Source organism: Paenibacillus ottowii, assembly GCF_050516475.1.
In the GTDB taxonomy this organism is placed as follows: Bacteria; Bacillota; Bacilli; order Paenibacillales; family Paenibacillaceae; genus Paenibacillus; species Paenibacillus ottowii.
Genome location: NZ_CP191577.1, coordinates 3,506,055 through 3,527,868, shown reverse-complemented (window position 1 = coordinate 3,527,868; position 21,814 = coordinate 3,506,055). Strand labels below are relative to the sequence as shown.

The 21,814-nt window shown below is 46.3% G+C and carries 17 protein-coding genes; 16 read left to right on the top strand and 1 reads right to left on the bottom strand.

Annotation, left to right across the window (positions count from 1 at the left end):
- Positions 1-7 precede the first annotated feature (7 nt).
- The 5 genes from ACQQ6X_RS16350 (at position 8) to ACQQ6X_RS16330 (ending at position 6,295) form a co-directional block, all read left to right on the top strand.
- Positions 8-895: a carbohydrate ABC transporter permease gene (locus ACQQ6X_RS16350; RefSeq protein ID WP_063208658.1), complete on the top strand. Its 888-nt coding sequence runs from the start codon at positions 8-10 to the stop codon at positions 893-895.
- Positions 896-921: 26 nt separating this feature from the next.
- Complete coding sequence (locus ACQQ6X_RS16345) at positions 922-2,568, top strand: extracellular solute-binding protein (RefSeq protein WP_305166556.1); 1,647 nt, start codon at positions 922-924, stop codon at positions 2,566-2,568.
- Positions 2,569-2,613: 45 nt separating this feature from the next.
- Positions 2,614-4,575 carry a sensor histidine kinase gene (locus ACQQ6X_RS16340; RefSeq protein ID WP_305166210.1) on the top strand — a complete coding sequence of 654 codons (1,962 nt, stop codon included), beginning with the start codon at positions 2,614-2,616 and terminating at the stop codon, positions 4,573-4,575.
- Positions 4,547-5,347 carry a response regulator transcription factor gene (locus ACQQ6X_RS16335; RefSeq protein WP_305166209.1) on the top strand — a complete coding sequence of 267 codons (801 nt, stop codon included), beginning with the start codon at positions 4,547-4,549 and terminating at the stop codon, positions 5,345-5,347. The genes ACQQ6X_RS16340 and ACQQ6X_RS16335 overlap by 29 nt, the downstream gene beginning before the upstream one ends.
- Positions 5,348-5,482: 135 nt before the next feature.
- Entirely contained in the window at positions 5,483-6,295 is an 813-nt protein-coding gene (locus ACQQ6X_RS16330) for a DUF3891 family protein (RefSeq protein WP_305166208.1), read from the top strand.
- Between the two features lie 127 nt (positions 6,296-6,422).
- On the opposite strand, the gene ACQQ6X_RS16325 is transcribed toward ACQQ6X_RS16330, so the two are convergent.
- Entirely contained in the window at positions 6,423-6,560 is a 138-nt protein-coding gene (locus tag ACQQ6X_RS16325) for a hypothetical protein (protein WP_305166207.1), read from the bottom strand.
- A 255-nt stretch (positions 6,561-6,815) separates the two neighbouring features.
- Between ACQQ6X_RS16325 and ACQQ6X_RS16320 the strand changes: the two genes are divergently transcribed.
- The 11 genes from ACQQ6X_RS16320 (at position 6,816) to ACQQ6X_RS16270 (ending at position 21,750) form a co-directional block, all read left to right on the top strand.
- Positions 6,816-7,961 (top strand): glucose-1-phosphate adenylyltransferase, encoded by a 1,146-nt coding sequence (locus ACQQ6X_RS16320; RefSeq protein WP_305166206.1) that lies wholly within the window; start codon positions 6,816-6,818, stop codon positions 7,959-7,961.
- Positions 7,962-7,984: 23 nt separating this feature from the next.
- Positions 7,985-9,088, top strand: a complete 1,104-nt coding sequence (gene glgD, locus ACQQ6X_RS16315; RefSeq protein ID WP_305166205.1) for a glucose-1-phosphate adenylyltransferase subunit GlgD — start codon at positions 7,985-7,987, stop codon at positions 9,086-9,088.
- A 46-nt stretch (positions 9,089-9,134) separates the two neighbouring features.
- On the top strand, positions 9,135-11,588 hold the full coding sequence (locus ACQQ6X_RS16310; RefSeq protein ID WP_305166204.1) for a glycogen/starch/alpha-glucan phosphorylase: 2,454 nt from the start codon (positions 9,135-9,137) through the stop codon (positions 11,586-11,588).
- A gap of 132 nt (positions 11,589-11,720) precedes the next feature.
- Positions 11,721-12,329, top strand: a complete 609-nt coding sequence (locus ACQQ6X_RS16305; protein ID WP_063208643.1) for a DUF2062 domain-containing protein — start codon at positions 11,721-11,723, stop codon at positions 12,327-12,329.
- Positions 12,330-12,481: 152 nt separating this feature from the next.
- On the top strand, positions 12,482-13,504 hold the full coding sequence (locus tag ACQQ6X_RS16300) for a hypothetical protein (protein ID WP_305166203.1): 1,023 nt from the start codon (positions 12,482-12,484) through the stop codon (positions 13,502-13,504).
- A 158-nt stretch (positions 13,505-13,662) separates the two neighbouring features.
- Positions 13,663-16,338, top strand: a complete 2,676-nt coding sequence (locus ACQQ6X_RS16295) for a YhgE/Pip domain-containing protein (RefSeq protein ID WP_305166202.1) — start codon at positions 13,663-13,665, stop codon at positions 16,336-16,338.
- 402 nt (positions 16,339-16,740) lie between these two features.
- Positions 16,741-17,715, top strand: a complete 975-nt coding sequence (locus tag ACQQ6X_RS16290) for an aldo/keto reductase (RefSeq protein WP_305166201.1) — start codon at positions 16,741-16,743, stop codon at positions 17,713-17,715.
- 285 nt (positions 17,716-18,000) lie between these two features.
- The gene (locus ACQQ6X_RS16285; protein ID WP_305166200.1) at positions 18,001-19,197 is read left to right on the top strand and encodes a GTP-binding protein; all 1,197 of its coding nucleotides are present in this window, start codon (positions 18,001-18,003) and stop codon (positions 19,195-19,197) included.
- A gap of 311 nt (positions 19,198-19,508) precedes the next feature.
- Positions 19,509-19,838: an antibiotic biosynthesis monooxygenase family protein gene (locus ACQQ6X_RS16280; protein ID WP_305166199.1), complete on the top strand. Its 330-nt coding sequence runs from the start codon at positions 19,509-19,511 to the stop codon at positions 19,836-19,838.
- An 80-nt stretch (positions 19,839-19,918) separates the two neighbouring features.
- Positions 19,919-20,938 (top strand): ATP-binding cassette domain-containing protein, encoded by a 1,020-nt coding sequence (locus ACQQ6X_RS16275; protein WP_305166198.1) that lies wholly within the window; start codon positions 19,919-19,921, stop codon positions 20,936-20,938.
- On the top strand, positions 20,935-21,750 hold the full coding sequence (locus ACQQ6X_RS16270; RefSeq protein ID WP_430493469.1) for an ABC transporter permease: 816 nt from the start codon (positions 20,935-20,937) through the stop codon (positions 21,748-21,750). Before ACQQ6X_RS16275 ends, ACQQ6X_RS16270 begins: the two co-directional genes overlap by 4 nt.
- Positions 21,751-21,814 lie beyond the last annotated feature (64 nt).

Here is a 21,814-nt window from a genome sequence, read left to right as displayed (position 1 = left end):
CGGATGCATGCAGCTATTGCGACGCAGAACAGCAGGCGAAGCGATATTCGATTTTTTTAACAACGTTTTTATGTTGGTCATTTGTTTTGTGACGTTATATCCCGTGTGGTATGTGCTGGTGAACTCCTTTAACGAAGGAGCAGACGCAATGCGAGGCGGCATTTACTGGTGGCCGAGACTCTTTAGTCTCAGCAGCTATCAGGCTGTATTTGCCAACAGCGGCATTATGACTGCGATGGGAGTGACGGTCGCCAAGACGCTAATCGGTACGATTGTACATGTGTTTTTTACCGCCATGATTGCATATGCATATTCCCGTAGAGAGCTGATCGGGCGCAAGCTGTATATGCTGATCGGCACCATTACCCTGTTTTTCGGCGGGGGTTTGATTCCAACGTATTTGCTGATTCGTGATCTCGGGCTGCTGGACAGCTTTTGGGTGTACATTATTCCTGCGATGTTCAGCTTTTTTGACCTTATTATTTTTATGGCTTTTTTTCGGGAGCTGCCGGATGCACTGGAGGAAGCGGCGAAAATAGATGGAGCGAACGACTTCAGCATCTTTTGCCGGATTGTGCTTCCTGTATCCATGCCAGTAGTAGCGACAATTGCCTTGTTTCATGGGGTGTACCAGTGGAACGATTATTTTACTGGAATGATCTATATTAATAATACAGATCTTCAGCCGATTCAGACGTATTTGTACCGGGTTGTTGCCCAATCCAGCTCAAATCAAATGATGTCTGCCGCTCCCGGGATTGTCGCCCAGTCCGTTACTTCGCAGTCTATTAAACTGGCAACGATGGTTATAACGACTTTGCCGATTGTACTTGTATATCCATTTCTGCAAAAATATTTTGTCAAAGGGCTAATGATCGGCTCGATCAAGGGGTAGCACATCATTCAAAGGGGAGATTCATGATGAACATTCGCAAATGGCAGAAGGGGCTGTTGGCCGTCGTGCTGCTGATAGGACCGCTCGCGGGGTGTACGTCTGGTGGAAGTGGCACTGCCACGGAATTGAAGGACGAGAAAACCAAGGCTACGGCAGATGCGCCCGGCTGGAAGGCGGATACAGAGCCGATTACGTTTGACTGGTATTTGAATTTTTCCTGGTTCCCGAATAAGTGGGGGACGGATATGACTTCAAAGTATGTGACGCAAAAGACTGGAGTCAGTGTTAATTTTATCGTACCTGCAGGGAATGAAAATGAAAAGCTGAATACCATGCTGGCCTCCGGCAAGCTGCCTGATTTTGTCACGCTCAGTTGGGGGGAAGATGCGGTCAAGAAAATGATTGAGGGCAAGATGGTCCTTCCACTTAATAAGCTGGCTGAGAAATACGATCCGTATCTGCTTAAAGTGGCTGATCCTGCAAAAATGTCTTGGTATCGTCAAACAGACGGAAATGTATATGGGTATCCTAACGCGTCCTCTTCACCGCAGGATTACCAAAAATACGGCCAAAATTTTGTCTCCAATCAAACGTTTATGGTTCGTAAGGATATGTACGAGGCGATTGGCAAGCCGGATATGAGAACACCGGAAGGATTTTTGAAAGCGCTTCAAAAGGCGAAAGAGAAATTTCCGGAGGTGAACGGTCAGCCGCTGATCCCGATAGGATTTCACGAATTTACGGATAACGGAAATTATTCTTTTGAAGACTATTTACTCAATTTTCTAGCCATTCCTCATGAGAAGGACGGAAAGCTGTATGACCGTCGGTCGGACGAAGAGTACATTCGCTGGCTTAAAACATTCCGCCAAGCCAATGAGCAGGGCCTGATCGCCAAGGATGTATTTATCGACAAACGTCCGCAAATGGAAGAAAAGGTGGCACAGGGACGTTATTTTGCCATGCTATATCAGCGGTCTGATTTTGCTACACAACAGGTGACATTGCATGCGAAAGATCCCAACTCCGTCTACATTGCAGTGGATGGACCTTCCAACAGTAAGCTGGAGCCGCCAACACTGGCTGGGCCGGGCATTTCCGGATGGACAGTGACACTTATTTCGAAGGATGTGAAAGACAAGGAGCGGGCAATTGAATTTCTGACTTATCTGATTAGTGAGGAAGGGAACCGTGATCTGTATCTGGGGGAGCAGGGAAAGCTGTGGGACACAGTTAACGGTAAGCCTGCCTTCAAGCCAGAGGTACTGGAGCTGCTGAACAAGGATCGCTCTGCTTTTGACAAAAAATATGGCGCCTCCTCCACCTTCTGGATGCTGATGGATACAAATATGAGTTTGCAGTGGGCGCCGCCCAGCGTCGAACCGTATAAGCAGCCGGAAGATTGGACGAAAGGCAAGACTCACAGCTTCTCCCAATATGAAAATATCAAACCGACCGGAACTTCAGCAGAAGGCATTGCGTCAGGCCAAATAGACAAAATTTGGGGTAAGGCATTACCGAAGCTGTTGCTGGCTTCCTCGGATGAGGAATTTGACCAGTTGTTTGCTCGTTTTTTGGAAGACCGTAGAAAAGCAGGCTATGACAAGGTATGGGCTTATCAGCAAAAAGCTTATGAGGAAAACCTTAAGAAAATAGAAGAGTTCACGAAATGATTTTGTTCAATACTTTATTATATTGAATGCTGAGGATGTGATTTCATGTCAGGCCGTGGACGTTTTCAGATGAAGAGCCTGCTGCGCCGTCACATATGGCAGTGGCTGACGGATACGGCCGATCAGCTAGGCGGTTGCTCTCTTCAAGTCAAGCTCATTGTCGCTTATATCGGAGTCATTTTAATCCCGGTTGTAGTGTTCTCGTTTTATACCTTTCATCAATTGTACGAGAACACCATGCACGACATTACCGTACAAAATCAGTATGTACTCGATACAGAACTGGCCCAGATTCACAGTAATATGGAAATTATGGAGCGGACCGCCCAGCTTGCGATTTCAGATCGCAACGTACTTCATTATCTAACCGAGGAACGTGAAATCAGCAGCGATGAGCTGGTTCAATTTAACTTAAATGTGTTTCCCAATTTACAGCACTTGCTCTACAGCAATCCCAACATTGAGAATATCCGGCTGTATACGAGTAATCCCCAGGCACATGAAATATGGCCTATGATTTTCAATGAATCACGCCTGCCTAAAACTTCCTGGCTGACAACGGCTCAACATCAGCAAGGAAGAATATGGTGGGATATATATAAGGGACCTAAGAGCTTATTGCAGGGGCAAGCAGGGCAGGAAAGTGAAGCGGTACGGTATATGGCATTGCTGCGTGAAATTCAGGCTAGCGGGGGAAAACACGCAGGCTTGGTAGAAACAAGCATGAGGCTGGAGCTCTTTTCACCTAAAGTATTCGGTACCCCGCAACGTGAATATGCATGGCAAATGTTCATTCTGAACGGCAAGAATTCTATCTCAAACGGTGGAAAATCAGTGTCTTCTACTAACATTGCTGCCGATTCCTTTCAATCCGGTCCCATTCCAATCCCTCTGTCCGATGTGCACCATCTGTTACAGTCCCGCGTTCAGGGACAGGGTGGTGTTTTTGACTTTACCTATGGGAATAAGCCTTATCTTGGTTTGTACCGTTATATAGAAGGGCTGGATGCGTATCTGCTAAATGTAGTGGCGCTGGACGGTCCGCTGGGTGATCTCCGTCAAAAGCGCAATGCCATGCTGCTCATTATTAGTATGTTGATTTTGTTGATGTCCGTCATTTCGTATACCTTGCACGCTCTTATTCTCAAACAACTGCATACACTGCGTGAATCTATGAAAAAAGTTCAGCAGGAGGGCGACTTCCAGCTTAAAATTCCAGTATATGGGCGGGGAGAAGTCGCCGAGCTGGCACTATATTTTCGCAGTTTGCTAGGTCGGATTAACGTGCTGATTGCTGAGGCTGTACACAAGCAGGCTGCTGCTCAGGAGGCAGAGCTACAAGGGCTCAAGCATCAGATTGATTCCCATTTTCTCTATAATACATTGGAAAATCTGAAAATGATGGCGGAGATCGAACGGCAGTATCCACTGTCAGATGCTCTCACTTCCTTAGGTTCAATGATGCGCTATAATCTCCAATGGTCCGGGCCGTGTGTCGCGTTGCGGGATGAAATCCGTCACATTCAGCATTATGTGGCCATTATGAACATTCGCCATGACAATCAGATTGAGTTGGACATTCGCCTGTCGTCGACGTTTGTGGAATTGGAAATGCTGAAAATGTCGCTGCAGCCTGTAGTCGAAAACGCGATCAAACACGGTTGGAGTGCTTTACAAGGCCCATTCCGCATCACCATTGAAGCATACGCCAAGGAGGATATCGTGGAGCTGCGTATACAGGATAACGGAGTGGGAATATCCGAAGAAAGAAAAAACGCCATCATGGCGGGGCTGGTGCAGACGGAAATGGATTCCCGCGAGCATGGGATGAGTGGAGGGATTGGCTTGTTTAATGTGCATCGCCGTCTGAGTATGCAGTATGGCGTAGGTTATGGCATAAAACTGGACAGCATCCCTGGACAATCGACGACAGTAACCCTGATTTTGCCTAGACGTCATATCACGAGGGGGACGAACCATGACAACCAAGCTGCTGATTGCGGATGACGAAAAGAACATTCGAATGGGGCTTCAAGCCATGATCGAACGGGAATATTCCGGTCTATATGAATGCATGCTGGTCAAGGACGGAAAAGAAGCCTGGCAGCATGTAACACAGTTTTTACCCGAGTTGGTGATAACGGATATCCGTATGCCGATAATGGATGGAATTATGCTGATGCAGCATATTCGCAAGCTGGAGCCGCGACGCAGGCCTTTGGTTATCATTCTCAGTGGATATGACGAATTTCAATACGCGCGCGAAGCGATTCGTTGCGGAGCACGGGAATATTTGCTGAAGCCAATTGTGAGAGAGGAGCTGTTCGGTGCTCTAGCAGTTTTGAACGAAGAATTGCAGCAAAGGAACGCTCTATTAAACGATCGTATTGATAACGGGCAGATAGATAGAGTGACTGGGAGAACGGGCGTTGCTAGTGCGATTACTGATAGAAGCGGTAGCATGACGCGAGCAATCCAGTACATCCATGCTCATTACAGCGAGGATTTGAATATGGCGGTAGTATCCAATTCAGTATCCTTGAATTATACGTATTTTAGTCAGGCGTTCAAAGCCTATACAGGTCTTAGCTTTGTCCAATATTTAAAAAAGCTGCGCATTGCAGAAGCCAAAAAGCTGCTGGAGTGTCGAGAGGGCAGGATTTATGAAATTGCGGCTACCGTGGGGTTTGACAATACCAAGCATTTTAACAAGGTGTTCCGTGAGCTAGAGGGGATGACTCCGCAGCAGTTTCGACTGAAGAGTTTAAAGGGTAATTGAGGATAAGGCAGGAGAAAACTTCACTGCCTTTTTACCCTTATCCTGATATAATAGATGAAGATACACATAACCATGGCCTTCGATCAGAAAGTTTGTACACATATCAGGTAGACGCCAAACGGAAGGGGATAGCATATGGTTATTTATGAAACGGATCAAGCTTATATCATGACGACCCAGCATGACCATGCCCGCATTTCAGGTGAGTTGGCATCACACTGGGAAGACAGTGCCTTTAAAAATAGACGGCATAAACAGGATTTTATATATGCAGCAAGGGAGCATGACCGGGGATGGATTAGGCTCGACGCTGCTCCTTTTTGGAATGATTATGTGTCTGCCCCTTATACGTTTATTGATTTTCCGCTCAGTCCACGTTTTGTTTTCTATCACCTCGGGATTGATGAAGTCGAGCAAGAGAATACGTATGCGGCGTTGCTGTGCAGCTTGATGTACAAGGAGCTCGTCGGGCGGACCGAGCATGAAAAGGCTCAGGACAAGCAGGTTACGCATGCTTATCAAGAAGCGGAGGAACAGCGCCGCCAAAGGCTCAGACAGGAGCTGACATGCGGTGTAACCTTCGACCATCAAGTGCGGACAGATGTACGGAGAATGTTGTTTTGCGACGAATTAAGTCTGTTTCTATGCAGCCGAGAGCCGGGTACCCCTACAGCAGATTATGAGTGGTTTGCTGAAGGTCTGAGCTTCCCGGCTGTTCGTCATGAAAGCGGGCGGGTTCGGGCTGAGTGGCTATCGGACCAGACCGTAGGTCTCTCCTATTTTCCATTCAAGGGCAAGGTAGAGATTACTCATACTTTCAAGAAGGTGAATAAAGATAGCATTCGCTCCTCGGGTCTTCTGGAAGCATACCGTGCCTCCGAATGCACGCATCGAACCTTTACCATTGAACATAACATGGAAGTAGGAGAACAGAAGGAGAATGCCTGAATGTCTAATGATACAGCCTTGAACCGATATCTTATGTGTTGTTCGGATGTAGAGTGGCGTCAGAGTAAAGCCTCCCTGAACTATAATTCAGAGAGGCTCGCTTGTTTCTTATTTTAAAATTGTACAATTACGATTTGGCAGATGTTTTTGTACGGTTGACCATCGTCTGTACTTTATCCAATAGCTTATCGCGTGCTCCTTTATTTTTCATCAGATACGTAACACCCATTCCCAATGCCGCTACTACCCATTTTTTATTCTTCATCAATAACGCCTCCTTATGATCATGCTGTCATATACTAATGCCTAAAAAGCAACCAAAATGTGAAATGATGAACAGGATTTTACGATTTAGTGATTCCTTGCACTCGTTCCGCATAACTATCATTTACCCTTTCCATCACATCTTACCCGTTCCCTCGGTAATGAAACGATTACGACTGTCTTTTCACGTTTAATGGATATTATTAAATATCCTGCCACAATGGCTTCAGACGCACATGACAGGGAGGTCTTTGTTATGAGAAAGAAGGAAGTGGTTGCCATGCTGCTGGCCGGCGGACAAGGCAAAAGACTCAAAGGACTGACCCGTACATTAGCCAAACCGGCAGTGTTTTTTGGAGGAACTTACCGTATTATTGATTTTCCTCTCAGTAACTGTTCTCATTCAGGAATAGACACCGTTGGGGTGTTGACCCAATATGAACCGTTGGTGCTTCATTCCTATATCGGCGTAGGCAGCGATTGGGATTTGGACCGTCTGGATGGAGGAGTTTTCGTTTTACCACCACACGAGAAAGAAAATGGAAACAACTGGTACCGAGGTACAGCGGATGCGATTTATCGGAACCTGCATTTCTTGGACCAGTATGACCCGGAGCATGTGCTCATTCTGTCAGGGGATCACATTTATAAAATGGACTATAGTCGAATGCTCGACTACCACAAGGAAAAGGGAGCTGATTGCACCATTTCGGTCATCAATGTCCCCATTCAAGAGGCCCAACGGTTTGGGATACTGAACGCAGATGAGGACCTGAGAATATACGACTTTGAGGAAAAGCCTGAACAGCCGAAAAGCACATTGGCCTCTATGGGTATTTATTTATTCAAATGGGATGTATTGCGTCATTACTTACTGGAAAGCGCAAGCGATTCTGAATCTTCACATGATTTTGGCAAGGATATCATTCCGCTACTTCTTCAGCATGGCCGGTCGCTGCATGCGTATCCGTTTGCCGGGTACTGGAAGGATGTGGGCACCGTTCAGAGCTTGTGGGAGTCAAATATGGATCTGCTGGTTCAGGACCCGCCGCTAGATCTGAATGACCCGTTCTGGCGCATCTATACCCGCAGTCCCAATCAACCTGCCCAGTATATAACCCAACGGGCAATCCTGAAAAACAGCATTGTAAATGAAGGCTGCATGGTGGATGGAGAGGTGAGGCACTCTGTACTGTTTTATGGGGTTGAAGTCGGTGAAGGGAGTGTTATTACCGATTCTGTCATTATGCCGAATGTAAAAATCGGACGCAATGTACGTATTCACCGGGCGATCGTGAATGAGAACATGGTTATTGAGGACAACGCAGTCATTGGACCTGAAGATCATCTGGATGAAATTATTTTGTTTGATCAGGAAAGCCAGCTTCATGCACGAATATAACTCGGATAAGGACGGTGTCCGCTATGAGCCGACTCATTGGAGTGATCAACCTGGATCACGAATTGGATCAATTGAAGGAGTTGACTTATTTCCGGTGCGGAGCTGCAGTGCCCTTTGCTAGTCGATATCGGCTCATTGATTTTACCTTATCCAATATGATGCATGCAGGGGTGCATGATATTGCACTGTTTATCCGTCGCAAATACCGTTCACTGCTGGATCATTTGGGTGAAGGTCGACCATGGGATCTAGACCGCAGAAGAGGTGGGTTGTTTATTTTACCACCGGACTGGAACGATCCGACGGATGTATCACGTGGGGATTTGCAGCATGTGCACAACAATCTGGACTTTTTCCATCGCTCATCAGGGCAAACCATTGTTCATGCAGGAACTCAGCATGTCAACAAGGTTGATATAGAGGATGTATATCGGTATCATCTGGAAAAGAAAGCAGATGTCACCCTAGTTTATAAACCTATCCACCAGCTCGAAACAGAGCATGCCCCTTGTGTACGGCTGGAGATTGATGAGAGCGGACGAGTGACTGGTATCCATCAAGAGCAGGATCATCATAATATTTATCTGGAAATGTTTGTGATGGACAAAAGCTTGTACCTGGATCAGGTGAAGCATTGCATTGCCCATCAGGATAATCATTTCTTTCGCGATGCGATTCAGAAAAATCCAAGTGGACTGCGCATCTATGCGTATCGCTATGATGGTTATCATGCAGTTATAAATTCAATTGAGAGCTACTATAAAAACAGCATGAAACTGCTGGATCAGGAGCAATATCAAGCCCTGTTCCAGAACCAACCGGTGCATACCAAAATCAAGTATGAAGCCCCGACTCGCTATACGTATAGCGCCGAGGTAGATCATTCTCTTGTTGCCAACGGCTGCACCATTGGGGGAAAGGTCGAGAACAGCATTCTTTTTCGTGGCGTGCGGGTAGAAGAGGGTGCGCGCGTAAGCAACTCGATTATTATGCAAAAATGTGTGATCCGCAAAGGTGCAGTTGTGCAGAATGTGGTTCTTGATAAAGACGTGCAGCTTTCGGCAGATCGAACTCTGATTGGAGACAGTAGAGTTCCCTATGTGATTGCTAAGAATAGCGTGATTTAAAAGATCATACTTAGCCATAAAAACGGGATTAACAGGAGGTACAACTTTGTTCAGCAATAAAGAAGCATTTAAGCAGGCTTTTCGAGAGCAACTGGTCGGAAGGCTGGGGAAACCGATGCAGGAGGCTCAGTCGGAAGACGTATATAAGGTATTAGGTGGCATGATTCGTGAACAAGTTGGCAAGAATTGGGCCGAAACAAACCAAGCCTACAAAGAAGGTCAAGAGAAGCAGGTTTATTATTTTTCACTGGAATTTTTAATAGGTCGTCTATTGGGCAATAATCTGCTGAATTTGGGCGTATTGGATATGGTTCGAGAGGCATTAGGGGAATTGGGCTGGGATCTGGAGGAAATCGAAGCACAGGAAGCGGATGCTGGGCTAGGCAATGGTGGTCTTGGCCGTCTGGCGGCTTGTTTCATGGACTCATTAGCATCCCTTGGCTATGCAGGACATGGCTGCGGGATTCGATATAAATATGGTCTGTTTGAGCAGCGTATTGTGGACGGAAATCAGGTTGAACTGCCGGATTACTGGCTACAAAAAGGGAATGTATGGGAGGAACGCCGTCCTGACAAGAAGGTCGAGGTTCATTTTTGGGGACGCGTGGAAACCCGTGAACAAGATGGACGCCTTGTGTTCGAGACACGGGATGCCGAAACGGTCTGGGCTGTCCCTTACGATATTCCGCTGGTCGGCTATGGTCATGCGCAGGTAAATACGCTGCGGATTTGGAGTGCTGAATCGGCACTTGATCCCGTGCGGGGACCGATTCGAGGCGAGGGCGGTTATTACCGCTTTCTCGACTACAATCGATCAGTAGAATCCATCTCGGCCTTTCTCTATCCGGATGATTCCAATTATGAGGGCAAGCTGCTTCGCTTGAAGCAGCAGTATTTCCTCTGCTCGGCTGGATTACAGAGTATTTTGCGTACGTTTGAGAAGCTTCGTTTACCTTACAGCCAGCTGCCCGATAAAATAGCACTGCACATTAACGATACCCATCCGACGCTGGTTATACCAGAGCTGATGCGTATTTTGATAGACGTGAAGGGCTTGGGCTGGGATGAAGCGTGGGATATTACGACACGGACCGTTTCATATACAAATCACACGATATTAAGTGAGGCGCTGGAACAATGGCCTGTCAACATGGTGAGGGAACTGCTGCCTCGAATTTACTTGATCATTGAAGAAATGAACAAACGTTATTGCGCTATGTTATTAGAGCGTTATCCGGGTCAGGATATCAAAATTGGTGAAATGGCGATTATTCATAATGAACAAATTCGCATGGCTCATTTGGCTATCGTCGGCAGTTATAGCGTTAACGGAGTGGCTGCATTGCATACGAAAATTTTGAAGGAACGAGAAATGAAATCATTTCATGAACTGTATCCTGACCGGTTTAATAATAAAACAAACGGGATTGCCCATCGCCGCTGGCTGATGCACGCCAACCCGGAGCTGGCAAGCTTGTATGATGAGACGCTCGGTGTACGCTGGAGAACCCATCCACGTGAGCTCATCGACCTGCTTCGTTACAGTGAGGATGAGGCGTTCCAAAAACGAATTCAGGCGATTAAGCAAAATAATAAGATCAGGCTTGCTGAGCATGTGTTTGCAAAACAGGGTGTACGACTGGATACATCCTCCATTTTTGATGTGCAGGTCAAACGGTTGCACGGATATAAGCGACAATTGCTCAATATTTTGCATGTGATGCATCTATACAACCAGCTCAAAACTAATCCTGCACTGGATGTGACGCCACGCACGTTTATTTTTGGTGCGAAAGCAGCCCCCGGTTATTTTCTTGCCAAACAGACGATTAAGCTCATTAACAATGTGGCGGACACCATCAACCGGGATGTAGATGTCAAGGACAAGCTGAAAGTCGTTTTCCTTGAAAATTATTCGGTCTCGTTGGCGGAGCTGATTATTCCTGCGGCGGATGTCAGTGAACAGATTTCTACAGCAGGCAAGGAAGCATCTGGTACAGGCAACATGAAATTTATGATGAACGGCGCGCTGACTCTGGGCACATTGGACGGTGCTAATGTTGAAATGCACGAAATGGTAGGTGATGCCAACATGTTCATTTTTGGATTGAAGGTCGATCAGATTGAGGAATATTACCGGAACGGCCAGTATTCGGCACGCAAAACAGCCAACAGTGATGAAAGGCTGCGTGAAGTGCTGGATCAACTGGTAAATGATGCTCCTTTTACACGGCATGAACGGGAATTTGAGGCCATTTATCAATCTCTGATTGATCATAATGATGAATACTTTGTGCTTAAAGACTTCGCAGCCTATGTAGATACACAGGCTCATATTGAGCAGGTGTATCGCAATCCCTCGGAGTGGACACGACGTGCTATTGTAAATATGGCCCATTCCGGAAAATTCTCCAGTGATTGCACAATTCAGCAATACGCGGCTGAGATTTGGGACCTTGTACCTTTATCCAGCGATGTCAATAAGCAAATTGTGTTTTAAAATAGCGAAACAGGCGGAATAGCATTGCTTTTCGAACGCTGAGGGTTATAATGACAGTATAGACTAAGTAAGGATGGGGGTTGCTTGACCTCATTTCGAACTTGAATTTGTACTGTTGAAGGAGTCCTCCTATTGATAAAGTTCAATCCGAAAAGGCTCAAATCTCATAAATCAAAGAAGAAATACAACGTGTTTCAAAATATATGGCGGGCAATTCGTCTGAATTTTATCAAGCTGTTGCGTGCCCCTGGAGGAGTTAAAAAGATCTCTTTGGGCTTCGCCATTGGCTTTGGCCTAGAAATGATCGTGATTTCCACGGCCTCTCTGGTATACTTGGTGTTTTATCCGATTGTTCGGTTGTCTGGTGGTTCGCTGCCTGCAGCCATTGTAGGTAACGTTGTAGGCAAGCTGACCTTTTTACCGATTGTACTGATGCCATTCGCCAAGCAACTGGGGGCATGGATTTATCCATCACATTATCCGGTACATGTCAGGGGCGGTCGGCTTCACGAGCATTCTTTTATGGAGCTTTTTCACGGCAACTGGTCTGTATTCAGAGACTTGCTGCACGGAGGTCTCCACATTCTGATCGGCATGTCCATTTTCGGTATTGTGCTGGGTATAATCTCGTATTTTGTCATTCAGGTTTTGTATAACCGTTCGCTCCATAAACGGTTGGAAAAGCGGAAGCTGCGTCACGGCGCAGGATTTTCGCCTACCCGATTGCTGAAGAATGGATAATTTAATGCAAAAGAAGAAGCTCCTTAAGCCTATCTTGTAGGTCTAAGGAGCTTCTTTTGGATTTAAGCAACTTTTTACTTTTGTGTCACGTCTAAGGATTATGTGTACTTTATCCTATGAGAATTTATATAGACACAGGAGGAATTGACGAAATGAAAAAATGGAATTCTATCACAACAGCAGCTGCAGCACTATCAATCCTGTTGGGAACGGCTCCAGTGGCCATGGCACAGCAGCCCGCTGCTGCTACAACTACAGTTCAAAACGCGCAAACTTCTGTTAACCTGGATCCAACAGCTACTAAGCGTCTAACAGATGTCCTGAACACATTGGCAGGGAAACAAACGATAGAGTTTACAAGTGCGGACACTGCTTTTGACGCCTGGACGGTTAACGGTACCTTGAAAGGGACAGCCAATGCAGATTTTATCCAAAATTATGATTCCAAGAAAGGAATCGTGCAGTCGACCAGCATCATTTATAATGCCGCTGATATGGATAAGGTGATGGCCCCTAATTTGCGCAGTAAGGTTGCGTCATTCTTGAAAACATTCGATACTGATAAAGTTTTCAAAACGGAGGCCATCTGGCGTGTATATTCCCCGATTGACGAAGGAGGATTAAAAAATTACTGGGTGCTATGGGGGCAAAACCAAAGCCTGTATATTCACCTTGATCAAGGAAATAAAATAACGGCCAGCTTTTTGTACCCACTCAAAGACGTTAAGGCTGAACTGATCAACAAAGCGAGCCGTTCGCTAAAGACACTGGGCATTCCAACAACGAAACCGTTTGAATATACGCTTCGTCAGCAGGAGAACAACGATACCGTCTGGCACTTCAGGGATGAGAACGACACAAACAGTGTACAGATTGGCATCAAAACCGGTAAAGTATGGGCTGTAAAAAATGAGCATGGTATGGACTGGGACGGAGATAAGGATTTTGCCAAAGCATTTGCTAAGCCCAAGCTCAGTAAAAATCAGGCGCTTTCAGCTGCCAAGTCGAAAGTACAATCTCTTTTTGGAATTAATCTGAAGGGATATACCGTGCAAATAAAGAAAAACGAATATACATTCTTGAAAAAAGGTGCAGCTACCGTTGTAGGAAAAATCAATAAAAAGGGCGTATTCTACTCACTGGAAGCTACACCTGCAAATGGAATTCGAAATTAAGTGAACAGGATTTCATAAAAAGCGTATGATCTGTAAAAGAGCCGTACGCTTTTTAGCAATCATTTTTATAATATTCGCTTCTGCCGCTCAAATCGTTTACAATACGTGTGCATACAACACTGGACGAAAGGTTAATGTACATATGAGGAGTGGTGAAGTTGCGGAAGATATGGCAAATCTACTTAACAGACTGGAGAAATGTATTCAAAGTATCGACCGGGACTTTATTAGTCATTGGCATCATTCTTTTGCCTTCCGTCTATGCATGGGTGAATTTGAAAGCAATGTGGGACCCATATGCAAATACATCTGGTATTAAAATTGCAGTAACCAGCCAAGATCAGGGTGCTGAGGTGAATGGTAAAAAGATTAATATCGGTGACGAGGTTATACATAGCCTTCAAAATAACAAGAAGCTGGGTTGGACTTTTGTCAATGAAGCAGAAGCACGAAAAGGGGTGCTGAACGGTGATTATTATGCCAGCCTGCTGATCCCAAAGGATTTTTCAGAGAAAATTACGAGTGTGTTAACGGAAAATCCGCAAAAGCCGGAAATTGATTATGCTGTGAATGAAAAAATCAATGCAGTAGCTCCGAAAATTACATCCTCAGGGGCAACCTCTCTGACAAACCAAATTAGTCAAAACTTTATTGAAACGGCCAGTCAGGCGGTTTTGACGAAATTAAAGGAAGCCGGAGTCAAGCTGGAAGAGGAGCTTCCGACGATTCGCAACATTGAAAATCGGGTGCTGGAGCTGAATAATCGATTGCCTGATATCGATCGATTGGGTAAGCAGGCATTAGAGCTGGAGCAGAATTTACCCAAAATTAAGGCCCAAGGACAAAAGATCATTGCATTGAAGGAAAAAATACCTGAAATTAACCGCGCTGGCGACTTGGTGCTTAAAATAGATAAAAACCTGCCTGAGCTGGATAAGGTGGCCGCAGTTATTTTGGATATTCAAAAAAGACTGCCTGATATTCAAAAAGCCGGTGATCGTATTGTTGAACTGGACCAGAATTTCAGTAAGGTAGAAAGCGCACTGGCCACCGCCTTGGAGGACACGCAAACAGCCCTTAAGGTCATTAATGCTGCCCAGACAGCCCTGCCGGAAGTACAAAAAATAGCCAGTACAGGCAAGGATTTTACAACCGGTATAATCGACTTTTTGGATAAAAACGAGGGTGCGCTTGATTCGATCGGGACTGTAGTTAAAGAAGACTTACAGCTGGTGCAACAAATTGCGAATGAAGTTTCACAGATTACAGGTATCATTCGTGGTGTGGATTTTGATCCTAAAGCCGCACAAGCCGCGGCGAATCGGATTAGCGGCAGGCTAACGACTGCCATAGGTGTACTGGATCATATTTCTCAATTGCTGAACCGTGTAAACGGATATTTGCCTAGCCAGCCTCTGAATTCACTTATTTCCCGGGTAAACTCGGTAGAGGACCGTTTTCGCCGTTTGAACAGCACGGTCACTAGTATCAGGGATGCTATTCAGCGTGGCGAGAAACCTGCCCAAAATCTGCTGGATGACGCTGATCGTCTTGCAGGCGAAATCAGTAGCGGAATTGACGGCATTTTGAACAATTATGATACGGAATATGCACCTGCCATTCAAAAGGCGCTGGATCAAATCAAATCCGTCGCCCGCAATTCTGCCAATGTGCTGGCCACAGCTCAAGAGCAGCTCCCGAATATTGAAAAGCTATTAAATGACGCACAAGCGGCAGCTGAATTCGGGCAGCAAGAGCTAACACGTCTCCAGCAGGACTTGCCACAATATCGTCAAAAGCTGCATGAAGCAGCGACGACGATACAGGGACGCATGGGCGAGTTTACGAATGCTGTGAACAAAGCGGCAGACTTTGTGAAGCGCGATTTGCCCACAGTCAAAAGTAAAATTCATCAGGCGGCAGACTTTGTCCGCAATGATTTGCCGAAGGCGGAACAACAGTTTGTTAAAATGGCAGACTTAATTGAAAACAAGTTTCCCGAGGCTGAAAAAGCGGTACACCAGGTAGCCAATTTTGTCAGAACTGATCTTCCGGCTGCCGAGGATTCCATACGTCAGGCTGCAGACACCATCCGCAAGCTTAAGGGCGAAAATGCGCTTGGAAGAGCGATCGCGTTGCTTAAAGGGGATGTAAAAAAAGAAAGTGATTTTCTCGGCAGTCCAGTATCGCTGAAGCAGGAGCGAATATACCCGATTCCTAACTACGGGTCTGCGATGTCGCCTTTTTACACTACATTGTCGATTTGGGTAGGCGCGATGCTCTTGGTCTCCATGTTCAGGGTAGATGTGGATGACCCGGAAGGACAATATAAAAGCTACCAAGTGTATTTCGGACGGCTAATGACGTTTTCCACAATTGGTATTTTTCAGGCGCTGAGCGTATCTCTTGGTGATTTGTTCCTGCTGGGAACATACGTGGATGCCAAAGTAGCATTTGTACTGTCCTCTATGCTGATCAGTCTTGTGTTTACGGCCATGACCTATACCTTGGTTTCGGTGTTCGGCAATATCGGGAAGGGGCTGGCAGTCATCCTGCTGGTGCTTCAATTCTCCAGTTCAGGAGGGACCTTTCCCATTGCGACGAGTACAACATTTTTTCAGACCTTGAATCCGATCGTACCGTTTACTTATGCGGTTAGTCTGCTGCGGGAAACGGTAGGAGGGATGTTGCCATCAACGGTCACACGAGATGTAGTGATGCTATTTGTGTTTATCGGAATTTGCTTCCTGTTTGGATTGGTGCTCAAGAAGCCGCTCAGCAAAACTACGAAGAAAATGGCCGAGCGAGCGAAAGAAACCAAATTGATTCCTTGATGGTAAAAAAGAGTGAGTTACGGTGGCTGAGGTGAGCGGCTCCGCGAAGGATTTGATCTTACGATCGCTGTTGCCACGGGATTCTTTGGGTTGAATAAGACATGAAGTGGCTAGAATCCCGTGGCAAAGGCGAACGCTCCACTTCTCCAGATTCAAATCCTCCACTCCGCTGGCATCCGCCGTAAAGTCACTTTTTTAACATTCGGCGGGTAGTATGGGGATTTGGCCTTCGCATGGAATGCTTCGGCATGGTGCGGAGGCTTTTTTTTTCGCCGTCCAACCCTAAAAATGCATTTTTGGGTGTTTCAAAGGGGAATGTTTTGGTGAATGAATTGGGTATGGTCTTTTTTTATGCAATTTTTGCGGCATTAAAAAAATCCTTAAGCAAAGGCGGGAAACGGTATGGAGTATTCATACTTAGGAAAGTCGGGCTTGAAGGTTAGTCGGTTATGTCTCGGCACAATGAATTTCGGACCGGAAACTGAAGAAAAGGATGCTTTCAAAATTATGGATGCCGCGCTGGATGCGGGCATTAACTTCTTTGATACGGCTAATGTATATGGCCATGACCGTAAAGGCTGGACAGAAGAAATTATCGGACGGTGGTTCCAGCAGGGCGGCGGAAGACGCGAGAAGGTCGTATTGGCGACCAAGGTATATGGGGACATGAAAAATGAAAATGACGGTCCCAATGCAGGATCAGGCTTGTCTGCTTACAAAATTCGCCGTCATTTGGATGCATCGCTGAAACGTCTGCAAACAGACCATGTAGAGCTATATCAAATGCATCACATTGACCGCAATGTGTCATGGGATGAGCTGTGGGGCGTATTCGAGTCCGTAGTGGATCGAGGACAAGTTGGTTATATCGGTTCCAGTAATTTTGCAGGCTGGCATATTGCGGTGGCTCAGGCTGAAGCGAAGGCACGGCGTTTTCTGGGACTGGTATCGGAGCAGCATTTGTACAATCTGAACGAACGTTCCGCTGAACTTGAAGTATTACCAGCAGCTCAAGGGTTGGGTCTGGGTGTAATTCCATGGAGCCCGTTGGCGGGCGGACTGCTGGGACGCAATGCGTTAGCGGGTACAGGTTCCCGCAGCGCACGTGCCAAGGAAAAGGTAGAGCAGAATCGTGCGAAGCTGGAGCAATTTGCAGCGTTGTGCCGCGAACTGGGCGAAAAGGAAGATGTGATTGCCCTGGCTTGGGTGCTATCCCATCCAGCCGTAACGGCTCCAATTATTGGACCACGGACATTAGAACAGCTAGAGGATGCTCTGCGGGTACCTGAGGTTAAATTAAGTGAAGATGTGCTTGCCAAACTGGATGAGATTTTCCCGGGTCCGGGAAAACCTGCGCCAGAAGCCTACGCCTGGTAATCATAATAAATCGGTAAAAAGCAGCAAATCAGAAGCATCTTTTTGATTTGCTGCTTTTTTGATGTTTTTATCCAAGCTCAATCAGAACAAGAAGATATAGGCGCATAGCATTCTCCTAAATCTTGAAGGATCGTTATTTCTCATATTAATAACTTTAGATCATTGATTCCAAGAGTTTCTTACAGTTGACAAGGCAAAAGGAATGCTGTATATTTCTGAATGCCGATTTAATAGTAATTATTACGATTAAAATTATAAGCCAATATTAAGGAGAGTGCACCAGCGATGAATAAGAAACCAATCCCAGTAACCGTGTTAAGTGGATATTTGGGTGCAGGAAAAACGACGATCTTGAATCATGTATTAAACAATCGAGACAAAATGAAAGTAGCAGTCATCGTCAATGATATGAGTGAAGTGAATATAGATGCCGAACTGGTTAAAAAAGAGGGCTGCTTGTCCAGAATAGAAGAAAAACTGGTCGAGTTGTCTAATGGCTGTATTTGTTGCACATTGCGCGAAGATTTGTTGCTTGAGGTCAAGAAGCTGGCGGAACAAGGCGAGTTTGATTATATATTAATCGAATCTACAGGCATCAGTGAACCCGTACCCGTTGCTCAAACCTTTACATACGCCGATGAAGGAACTGGCATTGATCTAGCTTCGCTGGCAAAACTGGATTGTTTGGTGACTGTAGTCGATGCGAACCGTTTCTGGCATGACTTCGAATCAGGAGAAACGCTGCTGGATCGCAAGCAGGCTACTGGAGAAGATGACACACGTGATATCTCGGACTTGCTGATTGACCAGATTGAAACATGTGATGTACTGATTTTGAATAAATGCGATCTGGTTCAGTCCGCAGAGCTGGACAAGCTGGAGGGTGTGCTGCGGAGATTGCAGCCTGAAGCCCGAATTATTCGCACTTCCAAGGGAAAGGTAGCACCTTCGGACATTTTAAATACAGGGTTGTTCAATTTTGACAAAGCTAGCCAATCCGCTGGCTGGATTCGCGAGCTGGAGCTGGAAAGCCACACACCGGAGACGGACGAATATGGAATCGACTCCTTTGTTTATCGCCGCAGAAGACCGTTTCATCCTGCAAGACTGGCAGCATTTATGAGTTACTGGCCAGAGGAAGTCGTTCGTGCCAAAGGGTTGGTCTGGATCGCAACCCCGCAGGATTGGGCAGCGAGTATCAGCCAGGCAGGACCATCTATTCAATTTGGTCCAGCGGGAAGCTGGCTTGCGGCGTTGTCAGCAGAAGAACGGCAGGAAATCGTCGCAGCCAACCCCGAGGTTTTGAATCATTGGGATGAGCAATGGGGCGATCGCATGAACGAAATTGTAATGATCGGTATCGGAATGAATCGGCTGAACCTGGAAGAAGAGCTAAATGAATGTCTGTTGAACGATCGTGAAATGGATATGGACTGGTCCAGCTTTGAGAATCCGCTGCCTTGGCCAACAGGAAGAACCTAATTGATCCATTCAATAATAAAGTCCATACACTTCTTTGCGGCTGGAGCCATGTTCTTTAAAGAGGTCGTAGCAATACCAACGGAATGGAAATATGGTCCATCCAAAGGCCGAATACAAATTTCATAAGGGTTTTGAACTAATTCATATTTGATTTTCGGAACAAGTTTGTGTTGGGAAAATGTTTCCGTCGAGCAATTTCAGTTCAATAAGTGGGAACTTCTCGTTATAAATTCATTTTTTTATCTCAGTTATGTGGTTATAATCGAACTTGAGAAAAAAGCTGATTAACCATTCATTTCTAGGAGGTACCTATGAGTTCAATTGCAAAAACACCACAGCCCCCTTATTATGCAGCTATTTTCACTTCTGAACGTACGGAAGGGGATGGCGGATACGGAGAGATGGGGGACAAAATGGTAGAACTGGCTGCCAAGCAGCCTGGCTTTTTAGGTGTGGAAAGTGTTCGTGACCAAAATGGAGTAGGCATCACCGTGTCTTATTGGGAGTCCTTGGACGCTATAAAACATTGGAAGCATAACGAGCTGCACAAGGTAGCACAGGAGAAGGGGAAATCCGAGTGGTATAAAGCATTCGGTTTAAGAGTGAGTAAGGTAGAACGAGATTATTTTTTTACAGTGTAAATTATTAAGTAAATGGTCCTGTTCATATTCAGTTCATAAAAGTGGATTATTCTCTCTATAGAAATCGTTGTAGGGAGGAAATGAAAGTGGATTATACAGACAAAAAAGAAACCCTGGCCATTGAAGCAAGGGGACTCGTTAAAACTTTTGGTGATAAGTATGCGGTACATGGTGTCGATCTGAATGTGCATGCCGGCACGATCTATGGAGTGCTTGGTCCCAATGGGGCAGGTAAGACGACGACCATCCGAATGCTGTCAACGTTATTGCGACCTGATGGGGGATCGGCGCGCATTTTTGGACACGACGCAGTAAAGGAACCGCAGGTTGTTCGTCAATTAATTGGCGTAACCGGTCAATACGCATCAGTCGATGAGTCGCTTAGTGGTACCGAGAATCTGATTATTTTCTCCAGGCTGCTCGGACTGGGACGTGCCGAGGCACGTCACAAGGCAGCGGAGCTGCTAGAGGAATTTGGCTTGTCTGAAGCAGCCAAGCGACCGTTAAAGCATTTCTCTGGAGGCATGCGCCGCCGACTGGATTTGGCCGCAAGTCTTATTGCCAAGCCGCCATTAATCTTTTTGGATGAGCCGACTACCGGTCTGGACCCGCGCACGCGTGTTCAGATGTGGGACACGATCCGGCGTCTGGTCAAGTCGGGTTCTACCGTGCTGCTTACGACCCAGTATCTCGATGAGGCGGATCAGCTTGCTGACCGAATCGCGGTGATTGACCATGGGCGGGTAGTCGCTGAGGGGACGGTAGATGAACTGAAAGCGGCTGTGGGGGCGTCAACTCTGCAACTCAGAGTGCAAAATCAACAGGATATTGAGCGGGCTGTTCGAATTATAGAACAAGTGCTTTCAGTCAAGTCCAGCGTGTCGGTAGAGGCTGGAAAAATTATTTCTCCGATGGCTAATGCCGATCGGGTGACGGACCTGCTGATTGCTCTCCGTACCGGAGAAATTCAGCTGGCAGAGATGAGTGTGCAAAAGCCAACGCTTGACGAGGTGTTCCTGTCCATCACTGGCCAAGGCGTGCAAGTAAATGAGCAGCAGACGGCCCATGAAGCACCTACCGTAGAGGGGGTGAGAGCATGAAGAACGCTACTGCTATGACAGCTTCTGATCGCACATTGAAAAAGTCTGTGAGTTTCAAACAGGCGTTCGCCAACTCTATGACGATGGCCTACCGGGGCATTCTGAAGATCAGGCATACTCCTGAGCAGTTGTTTGATGTCACGCTCCAGCCGATTATTTTTACTCTTATGTTTACCTATATCTTTGGCGGGGCTATCTCAGGAGATGTACAGCATTATCTACCGGTCATCATTCCAGGCATCCTCGTACAAACTGTCATCTCGACCTCTGTCGTGACCGGTGTGCAACTGCGTGAGGATATGGACAAGGGAGTGTTCGACAGGTTCAAGTCACTCCCGATCGCACGTATTGCCCCTTTGGCTGGAGCTCTGCTGGCCGACAGTCTTCGTTATACTATTGCGACTGTACTTACCTTTGCTATGGGATATATTTTGGGATATCAACCAGGGGGAGGATTGCTGAGTGTTGCGATCGCCGCACTTCTGGTTATCGTGTGTTCCTGGGCAGTCAGCTGGATATTCGCCTTCTTTGGCGTGATTGCTCGCACGGCTTCAAGTGTACAAGGTATTTCCATGATTGTTCTGTTTCCGCTTACCTTTATTTCCAACGCATTTGTGCCTGTGGACACCATGCCTGGCTGGTTGCAGTGGTTTGTGAATATCAACCCGATTACACATCTTGTGAACGCGGTTAGAGAGCTTGCGAATACAGGAATGATAGGCGGGGAACTGGCGATCTCCCTGCTTGGGGCTGCAGTGATTGTGGCGATCTTCGCACCGCTTACGGTGCGTGCTTATATGCGTAAAGCATAGGAGGGCGACCTCTTGACGAGGATAAGAAATTTAAGACAGAGTTAGCTTGTAGTTATTAGGGGGT

What these genes read in the sequence shown, in the direction of transcription:
- ACQQ6X_RS16280 (WP_305166199.1), top strand. Translation starts at nt 19,509, where the DNA reads ATGAGTTCAATTGCAAAAACACCACAGCCCCCTTATTATGCAGCTATT.
- glgD (WP_305166205.1), top strand. Translation starts at nt 7,985, where the DNA reads ATGAGCCGACTCATTGGAGTGATCAACCTGGATCACGAATTGGATCAA.
- ACQQ6X_RS16325 (WP_305166207.1), bottom strand. Translation starts at nt 6,560, where the DNA reads ATGAAGAATAAAAAATGGGTAGTAGCGGCATTGGGAATGGGTGTTACG.
- ACQQ6X_RS16270 (WP_430493469.1), top strand. Translation starts at nt 20,935, where the DNA reads ATGAAGAACGCTACTGCTATGACAGCTTCTGATCGCACATTGAAAAAG.
- ACQQ6X_RS16330 (WP_305166208.1), top strand. Translation starts at nt 5,483, where the DNA reads ATGGTTATTTATGAAACGGATCAAGCTTATATCATGACGACCCAGCAT.
- ACQQ6X_RS16340 (WP_305166210.1), top strand. Translation starts at nt 2,614, where the DNA reads ATGTCAGGCCGTGGACGTTTTCAGATGAAGAGCCTGCTGCGCCGTCAC.
- ACQQ6X_RS16300 (WP_305166203.1), top strand. Translation starts at nt 12,482, where the DNA reads ATGAAAAAATGGAATTCTATCACAACAGCAGCTGCAGCACTATCAATC.
- ACQQ6X_RS16335 (WP_305166209.1), top strand. Translation starts at nt 4,547, where the DNA reads ATGACAACCAAGCTGCTGATTGCGGATGACGAAAAGAACATTCGAATG.
- ACQQ6X_RS16320 (WP_305166206.1), top strand. Translation starts at nt 6,816, where the DNA reads ATGAGAAAGAAGGAAGTGGTTGCCATGCTGCTGGCCGGCGGACAAGGC.
- ACQQ6X_RS16350 (WP_063208658.1), top strand. Translation starts at nt 8, where the DNA reads ATGCAGCTATTGCGACGCAGAACAGCAGGCGAAGCGATATTCGATTTT.
- ACQQ6X_RS16285 (WP_305166200.1), top strand. Translation starts at nt 18,001, where the DNA reads ATGAATAAGAAACCAATCCCAGTAACCGTGTTAAGTGGATATTTGGGT.
- ACQQ6X_RS16345 (WP_305166556.1), top strand. Translation starts at nt 922, where the DNA reads ATGAACATTCGCAAATGGCAGAAGGGGCTGTTGGCCGTCGTGCTGCTG.
- ACQQ6X_RS16290 (WP_305166201.1), top strand. Translation starts at nt 16,741, where the DNA reads ATGGAGTATTCATACTTAGGAAAGTCGGGCTTGAAGGTTAGTCGGTTA.
- ACQQ6X_RS16275 (WP_305166198.1), top strand. Translation starts at nt 19,919, where the DNA reads ATGAAAGTGGATTATACAGACAAAAAAGAAACCCTGGCCATTGAAGCA.